The organism is Leptolyngbya sp. GB1-A1, from assembly GCF_039962475.1.
GTDB lineage: Bacteria > Cyanobacteriota > Cyanobacteriia > Elainellales > Elainellaceae > Leptolyngbya_A.
Genome location: NZ_JAMPLI010000004.1, coordinates 24,493 through 45,286 on the forward strand (window position 1 = coordinate 24,493; position 20,794 = coordinate 45,286).

Consider the following 20,794-nt stretch of genomic DNA (forward strand, 5'->3'; position numbering starts at 1 on the left):
CTTGGCAGTCTGCTTTCAGGGAAAGTGAGAGCCGAATGCCCTTTCTTATCGGCAGTGAGTTATTCTTAGCTGCTATACCGTCGCGACCGGGTCTAAGCCCAGTTTGGTCAGCAGGCGATCGACCTTGAAATGCTTTGTCATCATTTGCTGAATTGCCTGCACCTTGATTGGCTCATGCAACCGTACCTGCCCAAAGGTGCGATCGACAATTTCAACAGTTGTGAGGGTATCCAGATCGACTGACAATATTGGGATTTCTAGATCTTCGGCGCGGCTCAGAATCGCCCGTGACGGCGGCAGATGTCCGGTTAGGATCAGGCATTGGGTTGAGGTTTCTAGGGCGGCAAGTTGAATATCGGTTCGATCGCCCCCAGTCACCACTGCCATGTTACGCCCCTTGCGGAAATATTCCAAGGCAGAGTTCACGTTCATTGCCCCAATTTTGAGGCTTTCCACCATCAGATCCAAGCGATCGGAACGACAAAGGACTTCTGCGCCAAGCTGATGCACCAGTTCGGCAACGCTGACACTTCGCAGCAAATCATTTCGCGGTAGCAGTCCCAAAACCTCAATGCCGTGACGCTGCAAAAATGGCTGAATCTGAGATTCGACGATCGCCACCTGATCATGCGGGATGTCGTTAATTAGCACACCCATGAGCCGATCGCCTAACCGTGCTTTTGCTGCCAGCAAGCTATCGACCACCAGAGCCGATCGAAAGCGGTTGACCAGCATCACTGGCGAATCTAACGCCTGAGCAATCTGCGGCACTGCCAGATCAAAGAGCTTCCCCTCTTCCAGGGTTCCGGCTCCCTCCAGCAAAACAAGATCGACCCCGGCAGGAGCGGCGTAACGCTGTAAAAGCTGCTGATAGTGCGTTGAATCAGTTCCGTTAATCCGACGAAAAATGGTTGCTTCATCAAGCGGCAGCAGCATTGGCAATACGCAATCGTCCGGCAGCTTGAGGGTTTGTGCCATGAACTTCACATCTTCCTCGACCAGCTGATCAAGAGAATCCTCGCTGAGGCAAGTCCCGATCGGCTTACCGTAGGCAATCTTGAGTCCTTTTTGCTGAAGCTGATGCGCCATCCCTAAAATCATGGCTGACTTACCGCTATAAGCTTCAGAAGACCCAATCAACAAAAAATTCGCAGACTTTGGCACGCCCGTAACTCCTCAAAGCAATCTCGATGCCCTATTCCCCGAAGATGCTTTATAAGTGCTTTGCTAGCTTATTTTTGCTAGCACACTGACGCTCTCCATCAGAACCCGTGGACATTTCATCCATTGTATTTATCTTTGATTCACTTTTCTGATAGAGCTGCATAAATTTTAGGAAAGATGCTAATCATCCAACCGCAGCAGCCGGCGGTAAAAGGACTGGGAGAAATCAGCACTGCGTGAACTTTTGTAGATAAACAGCAGCTCGATCAAGAAATCGACAAACTCAAAGTTCGCCAGCATGACTTCATAGCTCAGGTCAGCATTGTTATCAAACTGAAGCCGACACCGGGTGAGATCTGCCGGAATCGAAGAGATACTCCAACTCGCTACAAAAGGAATACTTTCGCCCCCTTCAATCTGGCGAGAACCCTCTAGGCTGCCAGCCTGATAAAGACTGATTGCAAGAGGTAGGGCACTCCGCTTGCGTCCCTGATAATAAGGCGCGTAGACGCTGACATCACGAGGGTTGGCAGGCTGGAGCTTTTCAAGTGACATACTTAAACTTTCCTTCAATCTCCGCTGGGGTGGACGCTAACGTTGAGGTTGCAAGAACGCTAGGGTAGAGATACACGCGCTGCATCGACAGCTTTTGCTGCACTCTGGAACTTAGTATTCCCACGACCACCGATTGGAATGTCACTTTTACTTTTATTTTTATGAGAAGTTCACCCACGCTTGCGACCTCTCGACCCCTGCAAATTTTAGTCGTTGGCGGCGGAGCAGGCGGATTTTTTGCGGCGATCGTTTGTGCGGAGGCTCACCCGCAGGCTCAGGTCACACTGTTTGAGGCAGGTTCGCAGCCACTCAGCAAAGTGCGAATCTCTGGCGGCGGTCGCTGCAATGTCACCCATGCCTGCTTTGATCCGGCAGCTCTAATTCAGTTCTACCCCAGAGGCGGCAAAGCGTTGAGGGGCGCATTTACCCGCTTTCAGCCAAAAGATACGATCGCCTGGTTTGCCAAGCGGGGCGTGACGCTCAAAACCGAAGCCGATGGGCGAATGTTTCCTGTTACAGATAATTCTGAGACGGTCGTGGATTGTCTGACCCAGGCTGCGCTGCGAGCGGGCGTGAAAATTTACACCGCTGCTCCGGTCAGCCGCGTTACCAAAGAGAATGATTACTTTGTGTTAACGCTGAAGTCGGGGCAGGAGGTTCGGGGCGATCGGCTTTTGCTGGCAAGCGGCAGCAGTCCGCAGGGGTTTCAGCTTGCTAAAAGCTTGGGACATTCGGTAGAACCACCTGTGCCGTCGCTGTTTACGTTCAATGTTCCCGATTCGCAGCTTCATGAACTTGCTGGAGTATCCGTGGAGTCTGCCAAAGTTCAGCTTTTTGTGCCCGAAGGAAAACCCATTGAGCAGATCGGTCCGGTGCTGATTACCCACTGGGGGTTGAGTGGTCCGGCGGTTCTAAAGCTATCAGCCTGGGGCGCACGGATACTGCATCAGCATCGCTATCAGGCAACGGTGCGGATCAATTGGTTGCCGACCGAGACTGCCGAAACGGTGAGACAAACTCTGCTGGCAGCCAAAACCGAATTTCCTCGAAAATCGATCGCCGCCCACAATCCTTTTACCCTGCCGCGCCGCCTCTGGCAATTTCTGACGATGAAAGCGGGTGTTGGCGAAACCGATGATTCTGAGGGCGGAAGTGCTTCGCATCGCTGGGCAGACTTCTCCAAGCAAGCGATGAATCGATTGATTCAGCAGCTCATGCAGACCGAACTGCCGGTGAAGGGCAAAGGTGTTTTCAAAGAGGAGTTTGTCACTTGTGGCGGCATTCGGCTAAAAGACGTCAATTTTCAGACGATGGAGAGCCGCTGCTGTCCGGGGTTGTACTTCGCCGGAGAAATTCTTGATATTGATGGCATCACAGGGGGCTTTAACTTTCAGAGTGCCTGGACGACGGGCTGGCTTGCAGGTCAGGCAATGGGAGCCAGTTTCCCGGATGCAGAAATTGGGGCAGGAGCAAAGGCGAAAGGGGAAAGGGTGAAAAATTAAGCGTTCCAGGCAGGATGGGCAAGCAGCGCAGCAATCACGCGAACGCCGCGAAGCTGATTTGACAGCGGCAAATGCCCTCTTGGAGCGGTTAAATCCCAGGTGAACTCCTGGGGGTAACGAGTCCAGCTATTTCCGCTCTTCCAGCCAATCTGGAACCACAGCTTTTCCCAGTTTTTGCTCACGCCTAACCAGACCTCACGCTGCACGGAGTAGCCAAATTTGCCTTCGGAGTACACCCGCCAGAGGGCATCGATCGTCTTCAAATCAGCGGTCGGAAACTTCTCAACTTCGGTGAAATAAAGCCATTTACGCTGCAACGCTAAGTTGCCTGCCAGCTCACACAGTTTTTCGAGCGTCAGGCGATCGGCAGCTTCAAACTGCTGTTCTGCAAGAAGCGTTTGCAGCGAGCTATAGTCGATCCCCCGTTCTGAGGTGAGCGGCAACAAGCCCTGAGCAAAGTGAGTTTGCAGGAATTCTTTGACTTTTGGAGACTCGGATTGCACCAAGACTTGATAGATTTTGCCTTCTACAACTCCGGCTAAATTTTTGAGTGAATCAGGTTCTGCCCAAAACTGGCTCAAGCGAGGCTGTTGCTCCAGCAGGTAGCTCATGAGCGCATCGAATCCGGTTTCTCCTGCACCCGCAGCCTCCTGAACTAGCTGGAGCTTGTTTTTGGGAGATTCGGCTCTGAGGCGATCGATAAAATCAGTCATATCGGCTGTAACCGAGGAATCAGGGGAACTAGGGTGGGTAGAACGAGTGAGAAACGGCTGCACGGCAGGCATGAACTCGACACAACACAGCAGTGAAACACCTCAGGCGGGCGGAGTAATCCTGCCCATTTTTCGCCCCAGGGTTTAATTCCACTTGCTTTATTCCACTTTAATACGCGAGTGAAGCGCAACGCGGACGGCAGGGGAGAAAAGCGAAATTTGCCAAAGGTGCTGTATCGCAAAACCCACTCTTTATATCACTATTGCGAGACTGTTTAGAACGAGGAGCTGAGAAGCTCGATCATTGCTCTGGGGAAATTCCACCTGCATCTGCCGGAGGACGATAGCCCCGCTCAAAGGCATAGCGAATGAGCTGAGAGCGGCTTTCAAGCTGAAGTTTGCTGAGAATATTGCTGAGATGGGTCTGCACCGTGCGCGGACTGACAAATAACCGATCGCCGATTTGCTTGTTGGTATAGCCCTGGATCACTTCCCAAAACACTTTTGCTTCGGCAGGCGTGAGCGGCAGCGGATTCGGGTTGGCAGCAGGAGTTGCTTCCGAGGCAGCTTGCTGAGACTGCTGCGTGAGCCGCAAAATTTCCGAGTGAATCCGGCGTGATCGTTCGAGCTGTGCCTCAATTTTGGCAATCAGTTCCTTGGGGTCAAAGGGCTTCACGACATAATCATCGGCTCCCATCTGGTGTCCCTGAATGCGATCGTTTACCTCTTTTCGGCTCGATAGAAAGATAAACGGCACAAGCTGCCCTGACTGGCTTGCTCGCAAGCGGCGGCAAAACTCTAGCCCATCCATTTCTGGCATCACCACATCAGACACAACTAAATCGGGAGGAGCCTGCTCAAACCGTAATAGGGCTTCTGCACCTGACCCTGCGTCCTCCACGGCGTAGCCCCGATTACGGAGATAGCGAATCAGGGCAGTTCTTAAGGTAATATCATCATCGACGATCAGAATGCGTTTCATTCAGGGGATGGGTAGTCCACAACTGCGATCGGATAGGGACGGAAGATGCAATCAAGTGACTGTCAAAAAATTATTGTCAGCAGGGCGATCGCAATCCTTCCTGGCTTCTGAATGGAATGCGGAGGCTTCATCCTTGTAAAGAGCTTGCACAAAGGAGAGCTTGCACGGAGGCAAAGCCCCACCTCTTGTTCACAGTTGATAAATGCTGCTGTTCTGCTCCTTCGCTAATTTTTCGCTAACTTACAGTTTAGATCCGTCTGTGCTGCTCCAGAATTCCCTGTTGAATCTAATACAGCAAAGCAAGCCTGGGTCAGGTTGGATAAGAAGATTGCCTCTCAGGAAGATTGCTCGAAGAAGATTGCCCGAAGCAGATTGCCCGACACGAAGTTTGATACGACGTTTGCCACGACACCGAGGAGATGCCACAGGCTATGTACGAGAAAATTCAACCACCCACGACCGGATCAAAAATTACCTTTAAAAATGGAGAGCCAACCGTCCCTGATAACCCAATTATTCCTTTTATTGGCGGAGATGGTACGGGGGTAGACATTTGGCCCGCTGCTCAGCGCGTGTTTGATGCCGCAGTTGAAAAAGCTTATGGCGGCAAGCGCAAGATTGTCTGGTTCAAAGTCTATGCCGGAGATGAAGCCTGCGAACGGTACGGCACTTACCAGTATCTGCCTGAAGATACCCTCACCGCGATTCGCGAATACGGCGTGGCAATTAAGGGACCGCTCACCACCCCGGTCGGCGGCGGCATTCGATCCCTCAACGTCGCCCTGCGGCAAATTTTTGACCTGTATGCCTGTATTCGTCCCTGCAAATATTACGCAGGCACCCCCTCCCCCCACAAAACGCCCGAAAAGCTGGATGTGATCGTCTATCGGGAAAATACCGAAGATATCTACTTAGGCATCGAGTGGAAGCAGGGCAGCGAAGTGGGGACACGGCTGATCAAGCTGCTCAATGAAGACCTGATCCCATCCACGCCTGAACACGGCAAAAAGCAAATTCCGCTTGACTCAGGCATCGGGATTAAGCCCATCAGCAAAACGGGTTCGCAGCGGCTGGTGCGACGGGCGATTCGTCATGCGCTGCGGCTGCCTCCGGCAAAGCAAATGGTGACGCTGGTTCACAAAGGCAACATTATGAAGTACACCGAAGGCGCGTTTCGGGATTGGGGCTATGAGCTGGCAAAGAGCGAATTTCGGCAGGAATGTGTCACTGAGCGGGAATCCTGGATTCTCAGCAATAAAGACCGCAATCCTGATTTGAGCCTGGAGGACAATGCACGGCAAATCGAACCGGGCTACGACGCGCTAACGCCTGAAAAGCAGGCGCAGATTTGTCAGGAAGTCCAATCTGTTCTCAATGAGATCGGGACAACCCACGGGAATGGGCAATGGAAATCCAAAGTGATGGTGAACGATCGCATTGCCGACAGCATCTTTCAGCAGATTCAGACCCGACCCGACGAGTATTCGATTCTGGCAACGATGAACCTGAACGGTGATTACCTCTCGGATGCGGCAGCGGCAATCGTCGGTGGACTGGGCATGGGACCGGGCGCAAATATTGGTGATGCCTGTGCGGTGTTTGAAGCCACCCACGGCACAGCCCCCAAACACGCCGGACTCGATCGCATTAATCCCGGCTCGGTCATTTTGTCGGGCGTGATGATGCTGGAATATCTGGGCTGGCAGGAAGCGGCTGATCTGATCAAGCAGGGCATCGGAGCTGCGATCTCCAATCGTGAGGTGACTTACGATCTGGCGCGTTTGATGGAACCCCCTGTCGAGCCACCGCTCAAATGCTCAGAGTTTGCTGAGGCGATCGTCCGGCATTTTGACGATTAGCGAATTTCAGTTGTCCACAGAAGCGTGATTAACTCTGTAGGGGCGGTTTCCAAACTGCCCTTACCTCGCTCCCCTGCCCGACCTCGAATCGCCCTAGTTATGGATTAGAGAACGTATTAATCTCTCTGCCGCCAAGCGATCGTCCAGAACTCGACTGCGGCACCCTAGACGGAGAAATCCCAGAAGGGGTTGGAGACATGGGCAGCGGTTCAAGCATTTCGGGCTGAGCCGGATTGCTGATTGGAAATCTGCCAGGAGAGCTGTCAGGAGAACCGTCAGAAGAACGATAAAAGGGTGATGTGTTGTCAGGAGTGCGAAACGCAGGCGGCACGGTATATCCCGTTACGCGGGGTGTGAGTTGAGGAGAGGGCGAAATGGGCTGCGTTGGAAGAGACTGCACTGCCCCGGTCTGATCAGGCAATTGGGGAAGGTCAGAGGTTTGGGAAACTGCGGGCGATCGAGTTAACCCAGGCGGATTCCCAGAAGCATCGACATTTCCAGAAGTCCTGACGCGATCGAGAGCAGACTGAAGGGGACTAACCGCATTACCCTCTGGATTACCTTCTGGATTGGCTGCTGGATTAGTCGCTCCTGTTGCAGGTGACTCAACGGCTAAAGGTTCAGTGATAGCCTGAGTCCGGCTCGATCGTCGCTGCCAGCGTTCGGGCATGGGAATGCCTGTTGGGTTGTAAAGATCAGTCGATCGATCTGAGGCTGAATTGCCACCGATTCCAGGGCTAAACGGCAGCGCCCGATCGGCTGTGCCGCGAGAACGGGTCTGCTGAGTGGTTGCTTCCGGCGCTAGACCAGGCACACCTGGCAGATTAAGAGCAGCGGGAATCTGGGCGTTGGGCTCTGTGGGTAGCACAGGCGGTAACGGCGGTAGTTCTCCACCGTTGAATCTGGCGGAATTGCCAGAGGGACTCCGGTAAGGGGAGGGATTTTGGTAAGGCGTTGAGTTTGCTTCTTTGCCGTTCAATGCTGGCTTTTCCGCAAATCCCCTGAACAGCGATCGTGGCTGCCAGTATTCCAGCAAAAACAAGCCCGATAACAGCAGTACCGACGCTGTACCCCAAAACATCGGGTGCCGAAAGGCTAACAGTTGCCGTCCAAGTTGGTGCAGGATTGAGGGTTGAGGGGGTCGCGGTCTAGGCAGCATTAGACAGTCCTCACTGGCAAACTTTAACTGGCGATTTTATGTATAATCTATGCCCAATTCTAGCCTTACCGACCTAGAGATCTTCAACGGGACGATCGCAAAATCAGCCAGGCTGCTGCCCCTAAACCAAACAAATTCGGTAGCCATGCGCCCAGAATTGGGGGAATTGTGCCTACCTGGGCGATCGAACCACAGATCACTGCCAGGAGATAGTAGGTAAAGATAATCACAATGCTGATCGCGAAACTGGTTGCCCGTCCTGCCCGATCAAGACTGGCTCCCAAGGCTGCACCTACTAAACCAAACGCTACACAAACAAACGGCAGGGCATATTTCTGCTGAATCCGCACCCTCAGCTTGCGAATTTTCTCCGTATCGCCCGACTGTTTCAGAAGATCCAGATAATCGAGTGACTGAGCAATATTCATCTCGTTATAGTCTCGGCGATTCTCGGCTAGATCGAGCGGCGTGCGCGGCAACCGTAGCTGCTGGCTATCGAATTTGACAATATTGCGAAACGAGCCGTCTGGCGAAACTACATAGATTGTGCCGTTAGAGAAATCCCAAGTTTTCTGGGACGAGTTCCACTGAGCGGATTTTGCGCTGACGATCTGGCTTAGTCCTTCCTGAGAAAAGTCGAGAATTGTCAAAGCCTTCATTCGATCGCCATCAAACTCACGGGCATAGAACAGCCGCGCCAGTTCATCTTTTTGCTCGCCGTCTTCTTTTGTGACTTGCTGAAATTCCTGAAACAGGATGTTGTGCTCCTGAAACGACGGATTATCCTCGTTCAGGACGCTGGCAAGTCGTTGTGTAGCTTGAAAGCTGGCAGCAGGCACAATCAGTTCATTAAAGGCAAAAGTGATTCCTGTCACGACCAAACACATCGCCAGTGCCGGAACCAGCATCCTTAGAATGCTCACCCCGCACGCTTTTAGCGCGATTAATTCACTGTCATTTGCGAGGCGGCTATAGGTCATGAGCGTCGCCAGCAAGGTAGACATCGGAAAGGCGTAGGCAACGAATTCAGGAAACCGGAGCGCTAGCACCTGAAGCGCGATCGATAAAGGCAGCCCTGCCTCGGTCACTCGCCGAATCAAATCAAATAGTGCCCCCACGGACACCCCCAGCGAAGAGAATGCCCCCACGCCAAACAGAAAAGGCAGAATTAGCTCACCTGTGATGTAGCGATCCATCACAGAAAAGAGTTGCGGCAGCCGTAGGGCAGAACCGGGCGATTTGAGGGAACGGGCAGTCATAGGCGCGATCGACAAAACGACATCTAAAAACTACATCTGGAAGCTATCGCCCAGATAATACTGACGCACCAGCGGATTGGCATACAGCTCTTCAGCACTGCCCGAAGCGAGAATTTGTCCGTCTCGCATGATGTAGCCTCGATCGATAATTGCTAGTGTTTCTCGGACGTTGTGATCGGTAATCAGGATGCCCATGTGTCGCCCGCGCAGTTTGGCAATAATCTCCTGGATTTCGGTAACCGCGATCGGGTCGATTCCGGCAAAGGGTTCATCGAGAAACAGAAACTTTGGTCCTTCGACTCCAGCTGCAAGTGCCCTGGCAATCTCCGTGCGGCGGCGTTCTCCCCCCGATACTCGTCCGCCCGGCGTATGAGCCACCCGTTCTAAGCGAAACTCTTTCAGCAATTCATGCAGCCTTGCCCCTCGTTCCTGCCGGGGAATCTGGGTTTGCTCCATCACCAGCAGCAGGTTATCGCGGACGCTGAGATTGCGAAAAACGCTCGGTTCCTGCGCCAGATAGCCCAAGCCCAAATGGGCACGCTCGTAAATGGGCAGGGTGGTAATATCGCGATCGTCCAGCCAAACTTTGCCCTGATCCGGCTTTTCTAGCCCGGTTGCAATGTAGAACGTTGTGGTTTTTCCGGCTCCGTTCGGTCCCAGCAGACCGACCACTTCGCCTCTAGCGATCGAAAGATAGACGCGACTGACGACCTCGCGCTTGCCATAAGACTTATGAATATTATCCAGTACAATCTTCAAGGACTTTCTCTTAAGGAAGAAATACCAGTGAGGTAGGGGATGGTCTTGATTCTATCAACAGTCCTTGCAGGTTTTGTTAATTACCTTCCTTGACCGGCGTTTGCTGATTTTTTTGCTGGCTTGGGGCTAGGGAGGGCTGATAGGAGTTTTAAATTCTGATTTCGGGTCAAAAGCTTCTGTTTCGCTGGCAGCAGGGGTCGCCGCTGCACCGGGCGTATTGGTGGGATTGGGGTCTTGCACCAGGTAAATCGACTCAACCTGCCGTCCATCTGGGGGCAACGCCACAAATCGCCCTTCGTCAATCAGATAAGTGATTGTCTCACCGCGCAGACTGTTGCCGTCTTGCAGCACATAGACATCGCCCCTCAGCACAATTCGCCGTTCGCGACTGTAATACTGCGCCTGCACTGAGGTTGCCTGAATCTGGCGCGCCGGGTAGTTAATCTGCACATTGCCCCGTGCTGTAATCACGCCCGTCACCGAGTTGGCTTCCTGCACGTCCGATCGCAGCGTTAAGGCTTGATTTCCGCTTGCCTGCGCCTGTGCTGCACTTTGAGCCGTCGGAGCTGTAATCGTACCCAACAAAGCCGTAACCGAAAGGGCGGTCAGGCTCAGCCGATGGAAAAGTGTTAATCGAGGCGTTTGAGGAGACACCATAGCTTTAAATCGCAGTTGAGAGAACGACAAGACCAAGCGGCTTCAAAATAACCAGTACGCAATGAATTACGCAATAAATATTTGCTAACCGTACTGCAAAAGCAGGAACTCGTCTACTGGGTTCAGACGCAGGCAAGCTTGAAATGTTTCTATTCGGGCTTAATCTGTTTGGGCTTAATTGAGGCTTATCAGTATGCAGTTTTAACTGGACAACTCCTGGAGTTCGCCCTTATCCTGTCACAGCGATCGTCCTTCTGTCTACTCGAATTGTTTGGCTCAAATTGTCTGACTCAAATTGTCTACCCCTCACTATGATCGTCCAGTGCGATTGTTCTAATCGAGAGCAGCAATTCGCGGCAGGGGAAAATCACAGGTTGTCTTTCCCTCGGTCAAGCCCTGAACTTGAGCTGCCATTTCAGCAATGCGATCGATCGAAGCATCGTACAGGGTTGCCAGCAAATCTTCACTCACTTCTACCAGAGCAGACACATCAATCCCGGAATAGGCTGGTTCATATCTCCGCAGCCGATTCATGCCCTCGCCCAGCAAAATCATTGCGCCCCGCGCATTTCGATTGCTGAGGTGATAGAGGGCAACCGCAATTTGCAGCACGCCCTGATAAAAGCTCTTTTCTGGTTCGCCTGACTCCATCCAGATTGCCTCCAGGGTGTCGTGGCAGTCGTAAAACTGTCCCTGATTAAACTGCTCTACGCCCTCCCAGAATGCAGGCGGAATTGGTTCGGTCATGAAATTGCCTCCTGAAGCTGGAGCTGGAGCGATCGATCAGTCTGAATGATTAACCCTGGTTTCGATAGGAATTGTTCTGGGGCAAGGTTCGATCGTTGCCAGAGCAGCCAGCGACTTCCTTCCGGCAAATGCTCTAGGGAATCAGGATTTTGGGTCAACCAGAGGACTGCCTGATTGGGACGATCGATTTCTCCTGACTGGTTAAACTGCACCGCTGCCAGCGTTTCTAGCACCGTTTCTTCTCCGCCGATTTGTCCCAACGCCGTCCACAAACTCACCCGCATCTGCCGACGCAGCGCATAGAAATAAAGAGAAGCTGCCGCGATCACTGCCTGTTCAAAATCTGCCGCATTCCATTCGATCACATTATCCAACGCCACAATCACTTCCTGTCCGCCCGTATAGGTTTCCAGTTCGCGAACGCGCAAATCACCATATCGGGCACTTGTGCGCCAGTGAATCAGCCGCATCGAATCACCCCATCGATAAGGACGCAGGGTTCGGGTTAGGTCTTGGCTGGCATTCTGGGTTTGATAAGCACTCATCACCTGAGAATGGCTGTCTCGCCCCATCGCATCTAGGATCGGACACTGGCTCAATGGCAACACAGTTGGATAGACTACCGCAACCGCTTTTGCCTTCTGGCTACGCCGACACCAAAACAACCCTACCGGAGCCGCCGTCCTACGATCGATCGTTTGCCAGCGATAAATCCCCCGCTGGTAAGTTGGGCACTCGTATCGCCAGGTAAAACTGTCCTGGGGTGAAATCAGCTCGATCGCCGTTTTTCCAAACGTCCCTAGTTCAGCAGGCAGATTATCCTGAAGCTGAATCAGCGTTTTTGCCTGATGGGTTTGATTCTCAATTTCTAGCTCGATCGCCAAAGCCTCTCCCATACTCACAGGGGCGATCGAGCGACGACGCACTCGAATCCCGCCCAGCATTCGCGCTGGCAGAACCGCACCGATCAGCAGCAGCGCAAACATTACCCCGCTAATCACATAAAGCCAGCCTGCCATGGTATTCGTGGCTGCTCCAAAGAAGAAAAGCGACAGCCCCAGCAGCAGCCAGCCGCTATAGGCAGGTGTGACCCAGTGAGTTTCGAGCCAGTTTGTGATGCGCCGGACAATTGACATACCTAATGGGCTAATGGGCTGAAAAGAACAGGCTGAAAAAGAATGCCGATCGACTGGATTATTCCCACTTTAGACCCCTGAGTCGATTGAATTTCACTCTATGCGTTTCGATCCCTGTCTTCAGGATGTAGTGGAGCGCTCGTCAGGCACAATACAATCACTCCATTCAGTTCATATCTTTCCTAAAAAGAGCAAGGGAGTGCAGGCTACAGGGCAGCACTCAGCCTGAGCAAGTTATAATTTTTGCGGAGCTTACCGATCCAGCCTCTTAAATTATGAACAATCCACTGAGTCATGCTTTCTTTATTGGTCGCGCTTTTGCCGAGGCGCTGGGCGAACAGCTTGAAAATACGGTAACGAATACCTTGAGTGAACTCGGTAAGTTTGATGCTGAGCAGCGCGAACGGCTCCGGCAATTCACTGAAGATGTGATGGAGCGGGCACGTCAAGCCGAAGCAATGGCAACCCAGGGAGCCACAGGCACAACGGGCGCCACGACGGCCTATTCGGCTTCTCGTAAAGCAGACGACGTGCAGGAAATGGTGGATAACCTGCGGGCAGAAACTGCCCAACTGCGGACGGAGCTTCAGCGATATCGAAATCAGTCCGGGCAGTAGGTTTTCAGCAGTCCTTGGGCTGCTCCATATCTGCTTTGACTCAATAGTTTCCAAGAATTTTTTAGTAAACCCTTTTACGGAATTTCTCAATCTGCGTGGCTGTCCTTCCCGACGATCCGATCTTTGATTCTCAGTCAGAAAAGCCGCTTCCCAGACGCGATCGATCTCTGGCTGAAGTACAGCATCACCTGTCCGGGCTCAACCTTGAGGCAGACCGGCATTACGATGACACAGTGCCCGTGAAGTCCTACAGCGGCAAGGCATATCGCTGGAGTCAGGAAAACTACTCGCGTCAGCGTCGCTTTATCGATATCTGGTCTTTTGTGCTGAAGCTAATGACAGCACAGTGGGCTTATGGCAAATCCTGGGCTTACCGGGGCGGCAAAACCGAAGAAAAGCAGGCAAAGCGTCGCCGCGCCCAAGCAATCTGGATTCGGGAAACACTGCTCGATCTGGGACCTACTTTTATCAAAATTGGGCAGTTATTTTCCACCAGAGCCGATTTGTTTCCGGTCGAGTACGTCGAAGAACTGTCGAAGCTCCAGGACAAAGTGCCTGCGTTTAGCTACGACCAGATCGAAGCGATTATTGCTCAAGACTTTGGCAGACCAATTCCAGAACTGTTCAGCAGCTTTGACCCGATTCCCCTGGCGGCTGCCAGTTTAGGACAGGTGCATCGTGCCCAGCTTTACTCTGGCGAAGAAGTCGTTGTGAAGGTGCAGCGACCGGGCTTGAAAAAGCTGTTTACGATCGACCTGCAAATCCTCAAAGGCATTGCCCGCTACTTCCAGAGCCATCCCAAATGGGGGCGCGGGCGGGACTGGCTAGGCATTTACGAAGAGTGCTGTCGCATTTTGTGGGAAGAAATTGACTACCTCAACGAAGGACGCAATGCGGATACCTTCCGGCGCCACTTCCGCGACGAAGACTGGGTCAAAGTGCCGCGGGTCTACTGGCGATACAGCTCTCCCCGAGTGCTGACGCTGGAATATATGCCGGGCATCAAGATCAGCCACTACGAGGCACTGGAAGCTGCCGGACTCGATCGCAAAAGTTTGGCGCGAATGGGAGCGGAGGCGTATCTGCATCAGTTGCTCAACAACGGCTTTTTCCACGCCGACCCTCACCCTGGCAATATTGCTGCCAGCCCCGACGGGTCGCTGATCTTCTACGACTTCGGCATGATGGGTCGGGTGCAGCCCGTGACGCGGGAAAAACTGATGGATACTTTCTTCGGCATTGCCCAGAAAGATGGCGATCGGGTGATGAACTCTCTGATTGCGTTGGGGGCACTGTCTCCATCAGAAGATATGGGTCCGGTGCGACGATCGATTCAGTATATGCTGGACCACTTTATGGATCAGCCGTTTGAGAATCAGTCGGTGGCATCGATCAGCGATGACCTGTACGAAATTGCCTACGGTCAGCCGTTTCGCTTCCCGGCAACCTTTACCTTTGTGATGCGGGCATTCTCAACGCTGGAGGGCGTGGGCAAAGGACTTGACCCCGACTTTAACTTTATGGAGGTTGCAAAACCGTTTGCAATGCAGCTTATGTCAAATGGAAATGGTTCACCTGCCAATGGCTTTTCCGACAGCATCCTGAGCGAACTGGGTCGCCAAGCCGCGCAGGTTAGCACCTCAGCCCTGGGACTCCCCCGTCGGATTGAAGATACGCTCGATAAGCTAGAGCGTGGCGATATTCGCGTCCGGGTGCGGTCGACCGAAACCGATCGTGTGTTGCGGCGGGCCAGCAGCGTTAATATGGGAACCAATTACACGGTGTTGATTGGAACATTCACGCTTTCAGCCACAATTTTGCTGGTGAATCAGTTTATTTGGCTAGCGGCGGCGGCGGCAGTTCCGGCAATTCTGGCAGGATTTGCGCTGATTCGGTTGCTAATGCGGATTGATCGATACGATCGAATGTTCTAAGCTGAATTCAATCTCATTCTGCTGCCCATGCCATTGGCTTCCACCATGAAACCCTTGTTTACGGGTCTGACTGATCCGGGGTTGCTTCGTTCTGTTAACCAGGATGACTATTATCTTGACCCACAGGGTCGCTTTTTTATCGTGGCAGACGGGATGGGCGGACACGCGGGCGGGCAGGAAGCTAGCCATATTGCCACCGAATCGATTCAAGCTTATCTGAACGAATACTGGGATTCCGACGACTCCTCGCCCGCTCTGCTCGAACAGGCTTTTTTACAGGCAAATCGCGCCATTCTTCAAGATCAGGTCAAGCACCCTGAGCGAGCGGATATGGGCACAACCGTAGTAGTTGTTCTGTTTCGCGATCAGGAGTCTTGGTGCGCTCATATTGGCGATTCTCGGCTTTATCGCCTGCGCGGGGCAAAGCTGCATCAAATCACGGAAGACCATACCTGGGTGGCACGGGCAACCAAACTGGGCGACCTGACTCCTGATCAAGCAAGGCTGCATCCCTGGCGGCATATTCTGTCGCGCTGTCTGGGACGAGAAGACGTAGGGCAAATTGATGTGCAGTCGTTTGAACTGCAATCGAACGATCGCCTCCTACTATGCAGCGATGGACTTACTGAAGAACTGCCTGACCACCTGATTGCTTTTCACCTGAAAACGATTCGAGCCTGCGATCGAGCGGCGGCAACGCTAGTGAGTGCGGCTAAAGAGCGAGGCGGACGGGACAACATTACGGTCGTAATTGTGGCATTTGAGGAGATTCCCGCGCCGGATGAGGTTCACCCTACAGGCGGACATTAATTCTGTCCTTTTTTCGTGTTTCCATTTTGCACAGGTGGGATAAGCTATTGCATGTACAAAGCTCAGGGTCTTTGGGCTGACGTTCAGGTTGCCGATTCTTCCGTTTGGTTTTATGACATTGCGACAGGCAGTTTTGGGCAAAAAGCGGTCTTCCCAACGATCAGGGTGGGGACGAGCGTTCAGGCAAATGATATTGGGTGTGACGCTGTTGGGCGCAGTGGGGTTTGGCTATCAGCAAGTGGAAAGCTTATGGCAGAAGCCTCAAGCCGTGCTGGTATTGGGTGGCGCAACCGAGCGAGAAGAGTTTGCCGCTGAATTTGCCCAAACCCATCCTCATTTGCCAATCTGGGTATCTTCCGGCAGCAATCCTGAATACGCCGAATGGGTCTTTTCAGAAGCAGGCATTCCCGCCGATCGCGTCCATTTGGACTATCAGGCAGTCGATACGGTAACAAACTTCACCACGCTCGTCGATATGCTCAAGGCACAGGGCATTACCAGCGTTTACCTGATCACGTCGGATTACCACATGCGTCGCGCTCAGGTAATTGGTGAAATTATTCTGGGCAGTCGCGGCATTGATTTTAAGCCGATCGCTGTTCCCAGCCACGAAGCGAATGAGCCGATTGAAAAAGTGGTACGCGACGCAGCCAGAGCTGTATTGTGGGTGACAACGGGAAACACAGGCGCAGATTGGCTACAACGCTGGAAACACCCGATTCACTAATGCTTTGATTGGGAATGCTTGAACTGAAGGGCGATGGTTCAAGTTTGTAAATTCCCGCTCCACAAAGCGAAATCGATCGACCAAGATGGAAGAGTACCCTTGTTCTTCTGCGGCGATCGATTCTTACCATGATCACTACTCCACGGACGATGCCGGAGTCCGATTTCACGCCTGAAGATAGCCTCAATGAAGATCGTCTTGATCGGGTAGCGGATGAGCGGTTAAACCCATCTGAGCTTCAGACCGTGCTGGACATGCTGGCAGTGATGGAAACAACTGAAGAGCTTTCCCAGCTTCAGGCATTGACCGAAACACAAAAGCGGCAGGTCTGGGAAGCCACTCCAGAGACTCTGAAGCAAAAACTCTGGCAGCTTCGCAATCCGCCCGCTCTTTCTAAAAAGGCTGCATCGATCGGAGCCGCTAATTTCCAGAAGTCCGAGCAGGAATCTGAAACGGAAGAATCTGAAACAGACTTAGAGACAGAACTAGACGACGAAATCGAGGATCTCGGCCAAGATTTAGATCTAACCCAAGATTCCTATTCCTCTGTTCAAATTCAATTGACCGGAACTGGAACAGGTCAGCCAAACTTGGACATTGCGAATCAACCGTCTGAACCGCTTTACGCCGGTCGCTCAATTCCTCGCGTGGGCGATCGAATTATTCTGAAAGCTCATTCCAAACTAACTGCCTCGGAGCTAAAAGCCATTTGGCAATTAGAGCGGATTCAGGGCAGCGACGGTTATGTGAGCCATTCAACCTTGGGAACCCGCAGCTACCCATTAACCTGGATGGTTGTTTATGCCAGAGCGCAGCCAGAACAAGCAGAAGATTTAGCCGACGATTTGGACAGCGAGGAAGCATTTTAAAGGAGCTTGTTAATGAATTTGCTTCTGCTTAGTTTGCCTCTGCAACTTCCTCGGAAGGGGCTTCTACAGGCTCAGCGATCGGCGCCACGGCAATTGGCTCCAGACGAAAACCCACTACCGAAATTCCCTGACAGAAGAATCCCTGACGCGGACGAAGCTCAAATGCGGGTTCGCTACCTTTCTGGTATTCAGGCTCGGTCAGCAGTTTGCAGCCGTTTTCACAAGCGATCAACTGGATAGGAGTTTGGCGGGTGCGGGAGATAAGCAGATGGGTTGGGTTGAACATGACTGACCTCACTCAGTAGACTTTTAGTTAATTTCAGAGATGGTTTAGAACAAGACGCAAACAAACTGCCGGGCTTCTTGCTAAAGAACCCTGGTAATCTGACGAGCTTCAGTCTGCAATCAGCGACTGCACTCTGCGTCAGAAAAGTTAGTAATGAAACTAACAAACCAGCATAGGACTTGAGAATCGTTCGCAGGTACAAAACTAAAGGCGGCAAACCGTCACTCCGAAGGGGACTTACCGCATAGAGGTCTATCTATGGGTAGCGTCAAAATTTCTGCCGATCGATCCAGATTTCGGCGAATGCTCAGGAATCTATCAAAATACGCATTGCACAAACATAGAATTATCTCAATGCTTAGCCTTGGAAGTTCGCCGGATCGAGGGCAATGAGGCGATGGAACGAGCCGGGGTGTTTAGTGTGGTGGCAGCAAGTGTGGTGACAATGAGTGCGGTGACAAGGGGGATTAAAGGCAGGTTTGGAAGATAGGCTCTCCATTCACTCCAGATTTACTCTGAGCCAATCAAAATCCTATCGTCATCCCATCGTCACACCAAATCCGTGCCGAAATTGCGATTCATAACGATCGCTTGAATCAACGAAAGCGGAACTTGATGGAAATACTGCCGCTGAAACTGCTCCTCCTGAACGGCATCTAAAAACGGCTGAATCCCTGAAAGGGAACCTTCTTCAGTCACGCTTAGCCTTAATTCAGACGGTTCAGTTTTACATGACTCGAACGGATAGGAAAAAGACAGTTGCTCACCTACTCGATCCACTTCAAATCCATATCGCTTCAGTAGAAGCAGCCCGATTTCTAGCGATCGAATGCTGATATTAAGCTGCTGAGCAATTTGCTCCTGCGAAGATGAGATTCTCGTGCGGCTGAGGTATTTTGCTACACCCACCAGCTGTTGCCAGTGATCGATCGGCGCATTTTCGTTTGGAGGGGGATATGCCAGGATCAGCGATCGTTGGGTTTGCTGTGCCTGCCGCAGCCACTGTCTAAGTTCATCCCAGCTTGCCGGACAGGTCGTGAGCTGAATTGCATCTTCGATTACGCTCCGGGGAGAACTGCTCTGCATTGCATTTCGAGTGAAATGAAGGGGTAAACCGGCAGAATCTCGGCAATCAATAATCCAATCGATGCTGAAATTTTCTGCTTGAGGAGTCACGCTACGAGTGGTTTGCAAATTGACCAGACGCACTTCGTACTGTTTGCGGTAGGCGTTAAAGTCCAGTTCAACGATCGCGTCACAAGGAACGCTTGGAATCTCGTCGCGATAGTGTCCCCACCAGACTCCAGGAAATCCTTGAGAGATAGTCTTATCCCAAATTTCAAACTCGGTTTTGATATAGCGAACTTTCCGCCCGCGCAGATCTTTGATATTGGCATTGCGAACATTGCGAAACCAGCAGTTTTGAATCAGTAGCCGGGGAACTGGATTTCCCATGCCGTAGGGTTCGAGCAGCTTCAGCTCACGAAACAGGTCTTTGCCCAATTCGGCGATCGTCACCGTCAGATCTGCGCTAGGCGTTGGAGCAGATAAACTGGCTTGCTGCTGACGAACCTGACGATTAATGGCTTCGGTAAAGAGCGGCAGATTTTCCAAAGGCAGCGTTAACCCAGCGGCAAGGGGATGTCCGCCAAAGTGCTGAATCAAATGAGCCTGAGTTTGAAACAGCGCGTACAGGTCAAGGTTGTGGGTCGATCGGGCTGAACCTCTCGCGATTAGGCTTGCTTCTGTTTCGTCATAAGTCAGCAAAATTGTGGGGCGATTCGTTTCCTGAGCGATTTGTCCTGCCACCAGTCCCAAAACACCCACCGACCACTGAGAGTCTGCCAGCACAATGACGCTTGTGGTAGACAAATCAATCTCCGTTAACCTTGCCTGGATCTGCTGCACCACGTCTTTTTGCAAAGATTTACGCCGCGTATTGGCAAGCTCGGTTTCTTGCGCCAGTTCCCGACAGCGATCGATCTCCCGACAAGTCAACAACTCCACCCCAAACCGGGCATCCCCCCGAATCCGACTGATCGCATTAATGCGCGGACCCAAACCAAAGGAAATATCCGTAGGACGATCGCCATTGCGCTGACACAGTTCCAACAAACAGGCAACCCCCGGACGAGAAGCAGTTTTGGGATTGCGCTGCTTTTGAAGCTGCTCGATGCCCCGCTGTGCCAAATAGCGACAGTCGCCCGTAAGATTCACCAGATCGGCAATTAAACCGATTGCCACCAGATCGAGCAAATCTGTGAGCGGACGAGTCGGTACATCCGGCAAAGTTTCATACAGAGCTTCAATGAGTTTGTATGCCACCGCAACGCCGGATAAATGGGCAAGCGGATGGGTTGCAGGCAAGGTGCGCGGGTTAATCATCGCGACGACAGGAGGACGCAGTGCAGGCAGCGTGTGGTGATCGGTAATGATGACTTCGATGCCCTGCTGCTGGGCGTATTCCAGCTCAGATAAATTGGTGCTGCCTGTGTCGCAGGTGACGATTAACCGATAGCCTGCTGCAATTAGCCCATTTATACCGCCGATCGATAAACCGTGGGATTCGGTCAGCCGATTTGGAATCACATAAGTCAATTGCTCAGGCAAGAAAAACTGTCCTAGTCCTTCCCACAGCACTGCCGTTGCTGTAATTCCGTCTGCGTCAAAATCTCCCCAAATGGTAACCTTCTCTGCGTTTTGCCTTGCCTGAACTAAGCGCTCGACTGCCCAGCTCATCTCTTGCCCAAATGCAAACGGACTGATGGGCTGATACTGATTTGGATTCAGGTAACCATCAATCTGCTGAAGCGATCGAACGCCGCGCTGCCAGAGAAGCTGGGCTGCTCGATGTGCTTGAAGCATTTCATCGGCTAAAGCTTTTCTTGCTGCCTGCTGCACTGCTTCCAGAAATTCACTGGGTAAATCAGCCGTTGCCTGAACTTGCCACTCTACCTTACGCATATCCGCATCCTCGTTAAGGCATCGCCTGCTGCTCTAGCTCTGCTGCTTATCGTAGTACGACGGTACTGAATCAGTAAATCAACACTTTGATCGGA

Annotated in this window: 20 protein-coding genes; 8 read left to right on the plus strand and 12 right to left on the minus strand. The window is 52.2% G+C overall.

The features are described 5' to 3' along the window. Nucleotides 1-72: 72 nt before the first annotated feature. A complete protein-coding gene (locus NDI45_RS05670) occupies nucleotides 73-1,164 on the minus strand; it encodes a phosphotransacetylase family protein (protein WP_348246735.1) in 1,092 nt (363 codons plus the stop codon). Nucleotides 1,165-1,344: 180 nt separating this feature from the next. Further along, nucleotides 1,345-1,719 carry a type IV pilus biogenesis protein EbsA gene (gene ebsA, locus NDI45_RS05675; protein WP_190791731.1) on the minus strand — a complete coding sequence of 125 codons (375 nt, stop codon included), beginning with the start codon at nucleotides 1,717-1,719 and terminating at the stop codon, nucleotides 1,345-1,347. Nucleotides 1,720-1,880: 161 nt separating this feature from the next. On the opposite strand from ebsA, the gene NDI45_RS05680 reads away from it, so the two are divergent. Further along, on the plus strand, nucleotides 1,881-3,221 hold the full coding sequence (locus tag NDI45_RS05680; protein ID WP_348246736.1) for an NAD(P)/FAD-dependent oxidoreductase: 1,341 nt from the start codon (nucleotides 1,881-1,883) through the stop codon (nucleotides 3,219-3,221). On the opposite strand, the gene NDI45_RS05685 is transcribed toward NDI45_RS05680, so the two are convergent. Then, entirely contained in the window at nucleotides 3,218-4,006 is a 789-nt protein-coding gene (locus tag NDI45_RS05685; protein ID WP_348246737.1) for a GUN4 N-terminal ARM-like repeat domain-containing protein, read from the minus strand. The two genes, NDI45_RS05680 and NDI45_RS05685, sit on opposite strands and share 4 nt — an antisense overlap. A gap of 229 nt (nucleotides 4,007-4,235) precedes the next feature. Continuing rightward, a complete protein-coding gene (locus tag NDI45_RS05690; protein ID WP_348246738.1) occupies nucleotides 4,236-4,916 on the minus strand; it encodes a response regulator transcription factor in 681 nt (226 codons plus the stop codon). A 431-nt stretch (nucleotides 4,917-5,347) separates the two neighbouring features. Here NDI45_RS05690 and NDI45_RS05695 point away from each other — a divergent pair, with 431 nt between their 5' ends. After that, nucleotides 5,348-6,775 (plus strand): NADP-dependent isocitrate dehydrogenase, encoded by a 1,428-nt coding sequence (locus NDI45_RS05695; protein WP_190793556.1) that lies wholly within the window; start codon nucleotides 5,348-5,350, stop codon nucleotides 6,773-6,775. A gap of 97 nt (nucleotides 6,776-6,872) precedes the next feature. On the opposite strand, the gene NDI45_RS05700 is transcribed toward NDI45_RS05695, so the two are convergent. The 6 genes from NDI45_RS05700 to NDI45_RS05725 form a co-directional block, all read right to left on the minus strand. Then, nucleotides 6,873-7,934: a hypothetical protein gene (locus tag NDI45_RS05700; protein ID WP_348246739.1), complete on the minus strand. Its 1,062-nt coding sequence runs from the start codon at nucleotides 7,932-7,934 to the stop codon at nucleotides 6,873-6,875. 83 nt (nucleotides 7,935-8,017) lie between these two features. After that, nucleotides 8,018-9,193: an LptF/LptG family permease gene (locus NDI45_RS05705; protein WP_242067501.1), complete on the minus strand. Its 1,176-nt coding sequence runs from the start codon at nucleotides 9,191-9,193 to the stop codon at nucleotides 8,018-8,020. A 30-nt stretch (nucleotides 9,194-9,223) separates the two neighbouring features. Beyond that, the gene (gene lptB / locus NDI45_RS05710) at nucleotides 9,224-9,952 is read right to left on the minus strand and encodes an LPS export ABC transporter ATP-binding protein (protein ID WP_190793551.1); all 729 of its coding nucleotides are present in this window, start codon (nucleotides 9,950-9,952) and stop codon (nucleotides 9,224-9,226) included. 126 nt (nucleotides 9,953-10,078) lie between these two features. Further along, complete coding sequence (locus tag NDI45_RS05715; protein WP_190793550.1) at nucleotides 10,079-10,609, minus strand: LptA/OstA family protein; 531 nt, start codon at nucleotides 10,607-10,609, stop codon at nucleotides 10,079-10,081. A gap of 333 nt (nucleotides 10,610-10,942) precedes the next feature. Then, nucleotides 10,943-11,356 carry a DUF309 domain-containing protein gene (locus NDI45_RS05720; protein WP_348246740.1) on the minus strand — a complete coding sequence of 138 codons (414 nt, stop codon included), beginning with the start codon at nucleotides 11,354-11,356 and terminating at the stop codon, nucleotides 10,943-10,945. Next, nucleotides 11,353-12,492, minus strand: a complete 1,140-nt coding sequence (locus tag NDI45_RS05725) for a DUF58 domain-containing protein (protein WP_348246741.1) — start codon at nucleotides 12,490-12,492, stop codon at nucleotides 11,353-11,355. Before NDI45_RS05725 ends, NDI45_RS05720 begins: the two co-directional genes overlap by 4 nt. Nucleotides 12,493-12,767: 275 nt before the next feature. Between NDI45_RS05725 and NDI45_RS05730 the strand changes: the two genes are divergently transcribed. The 5 genes from NDI45_RS05730 to NDI45_RS05750 all read left to right on the plus strand — a co-directional run bounded on the left by NDI45_RS05730 (nucleotide 12,768) and on the right by NDI45_RS05750 (nucleotide 17,449). Continuing rightward, nucleotides 12,768-13,109: a DUF6825 family protein gene (locus NDI45_RS05730; RefSeq protein WP_190791747.1), complete on the plus strand. Its 342-nt coding sequence runs from the start codon at nucleotides 12,768-12,770 to the stop codon at nucleotides 13,107-13,109. A gap of 233 nt (nucleotides 13,110-13,342) precedes the next feature. Then, nucleotides 13,343-15,043 (plus strand): AarF/ABC1/UbiB kinase family protein, encoded by a 1,701-nt coding sequence (locus NDI45_RS05735; RefSeq protein WP_348246850.1) that lies wholly within the window; start codon nucleotides 13,343-13,345, stop codon nucleotides 15,041-15,043. A 45-nt stretch (nucleotides 15,044-15,088) separates the two neighbouring features. Further along, nucleotides 15,089-15,853 carry a PP2C family serine/threonine-protein phosphatase gene (locus tag NDI45_RS05740; protein WP_348246851.1) on the plus strand — a complete coding sequence of 255 codons (765 nt, stop codon included), beginning with the start codon at nucleotides 15,089-15,091 and terminating at the stop codon, nucleotides 15,851-15,853. A gap of 112 nt (nucleotides 15,854-15,965) precedes the next feature. Continuing rightward, nucleotides 15,966-16,580 carry a YdcF family protein gene (locus tag NDI45_RS05745; RefSeq protein WP_348246743.1) on the plus strand — a complete coding sequence of 205 codons (615 nt, stop codon included), beginning with the start codon at nucleotides 15,966-15,968 and terminating at the stop codon, nucleotides 16,578-16,580. 128 nt (nucleotides 16,581-16,708) lie between these two features. Next, nucleotides 16,709-17,449: a hypothetical protein gene (locus NDI45_RS05750; protein ID WP_190794568.1), complete on the plus strand. Its 741-nt coding sequence runs from the start codon at nucleotides 16,709-16,711 to the stop codon at nucleotides 17,447-17,449. Nucleotides 17,450-17,477: 28 nt separating this feature from the next. Here NDI45_RS05750 and NDI45_RS05755 read toward each other — a convergent pair whose 3' ends face one another. Further along, nucleotides 17,478-17,735, minus strand: a complete 258-nt coding sequence (locus NDI45_RS05755) for a hypothetical protein (RefSeq protein WP_190794567.1) — start codon at nucleotides 17,733-17,735, stop codon at nucleotides 17,478-17,480. Nucleotides 17,736-18,099: 364 nt separating this feature from the next. On the opposite strand from NDI45_RS05755, the gene NDI45_RS05760 reads away from it, so the two are divergent. Beyond that, the gene (locus tag NDI45_RS05760) at nucleotides 18,100-18,225 is read left to right on the plus strand and encodes a hypothetical protein (RefSeq protein WP_348246744.1); all 126 of its coding nucleotides are present in this window, start codon (nucleotides 18,100-18,102) and stop codon (nucleotides 18,223-18,225) included. Between the two features lie 59 nt (nucleotides 18,226-18,284). Here the strand turns inward: NDI45_RS05760 and recJ are convergent, their stop codons facing one another. Then, nucleotides 18,285-20,699, minus strand: coding sequence for a single-stranded-DNA-specific exonuclease RecJ (gene recJ, locus NDI45_RS05765; RefSeq protein WP_190794566.1), 2,415 nt, complete (start codon nucleotides 20,697-20,699; stop codon nucleotides 18,285-18,287). Between the last annotated feature and the right edge of the window lie 95 nt (nucleotides 20,700-20,794).

Bases quoted from the DNA above. Each gene is read 5' to 3' on its own strand.
- ebsA (WP_190791731.1), bottom strand. From the start codon at position 1,719: ATGTCACTTGAAAAGCTCCAGCCTGCCAACCCTCGTGATGTCAGCGTC.
- NDI45_RS05680 (WP_348246736.1), top strand. From the start codon at position 1,881: ATGAGAAGTTCACCCACGCTTGCGACCTCTCGACCCCTGCAAATTTTA.
- NDI45_RS05685 (WP_348246737.1), bottom strand. From the start codon at position 4,006: ATGCCTGCCGTGCAGCCGTTTCTCACTCGTTCTACCCACCCTAGTTCC.
- NDI45_RS05690 (WP_348246738.1), bottom strand. From the start codon at position 4,916: ATGAAACGCATTCTGATCGTCGATGATGATATTACCTTAAGAACTGCC.
- NDI45_RS05695 (WP_190793556.1), top strand. From the start codon at position 5,348: ATGTACGAGAAAATTCAACCACCCACGACCGGATCAAAAATTACCTTT.
- NDI45_RS05700 (WP_348246739.1), bottom strand. From the start codon at position 7,934: ATGCTGCCTAGACCGCGACCCCCTCAACCCTCAATCCTGCACCAACTT.
- NDI45_RS05705 (WP_242067501.1), bottom strand. From the start codon at position 9,193: ATGACTGCCCGTTCCCTCAAATCGCCCGGTTCTGCCCTACGGCTGCCG.
- NDI45_RS05715 (WP_190793550.1), bottom strand. From the start codon at position 10,609: ATGGTGTCTCCTCAAACGCCTCGATTAACACTTTTCCATCGGCTGAGC.
- NDI45_RS05720 (WP_348246740.1), bottom strand. From the start codon at position 11,356: ATGACCGAACCAATTCCGCCTGCATTCTGGGAGGGCGTAGAGCAGTTT.
- NDI45_RS05725 (WP_348246741.1), bottom strand. From the start codon at position 12,492: ATGTCAATTGTCCGGCGCATCACAAACTGGCTCGAAACTCACTGGGTC.
- NDI45_RS05730 (WP_190791747.1), top strand. From the start codon at position 12,768: ATGAACAATCCACTGAGTCATGCTTTCTTTATTGGTCGCGCTTTTGCC.
- NDI45_RS05740 (WP_348246851.1), top strand. From the start codon at position 15,089: ATGAAACCCTTGTTTACGGGTCTGACTGATCCGGGGTTGCTTCGTTCT.
- NDI45_RS05745 (WP_348246743.1), top strand. From the start codon at position 15,966: ATGACATTGCGACAGGCAGTTTTGGGCAAAAAGCGGTCTTCCCAACGA.
- NDI45_RS05750 (WP_190794568.1), top strand. From the start codon at position 16,709: ATGATCACTACTCCACGGACGATGCCGGAGTCCGATTTCACGCCTGAA.
- NDI45_RS05755 (WP_190794567.1), bottom strand. From the start codon at position 17,735: ATGTTCAACCCAACCCATCTGCTTATCTCCCGCACCCGCCAAACTCCT.
- recJ (WP_190794566.1), bottom strand. From the start codon at position 20,699: ATGCGTAAGGTAGAGTGGCAAGTTCAGGCAACGGCTGATTTACCCAGT.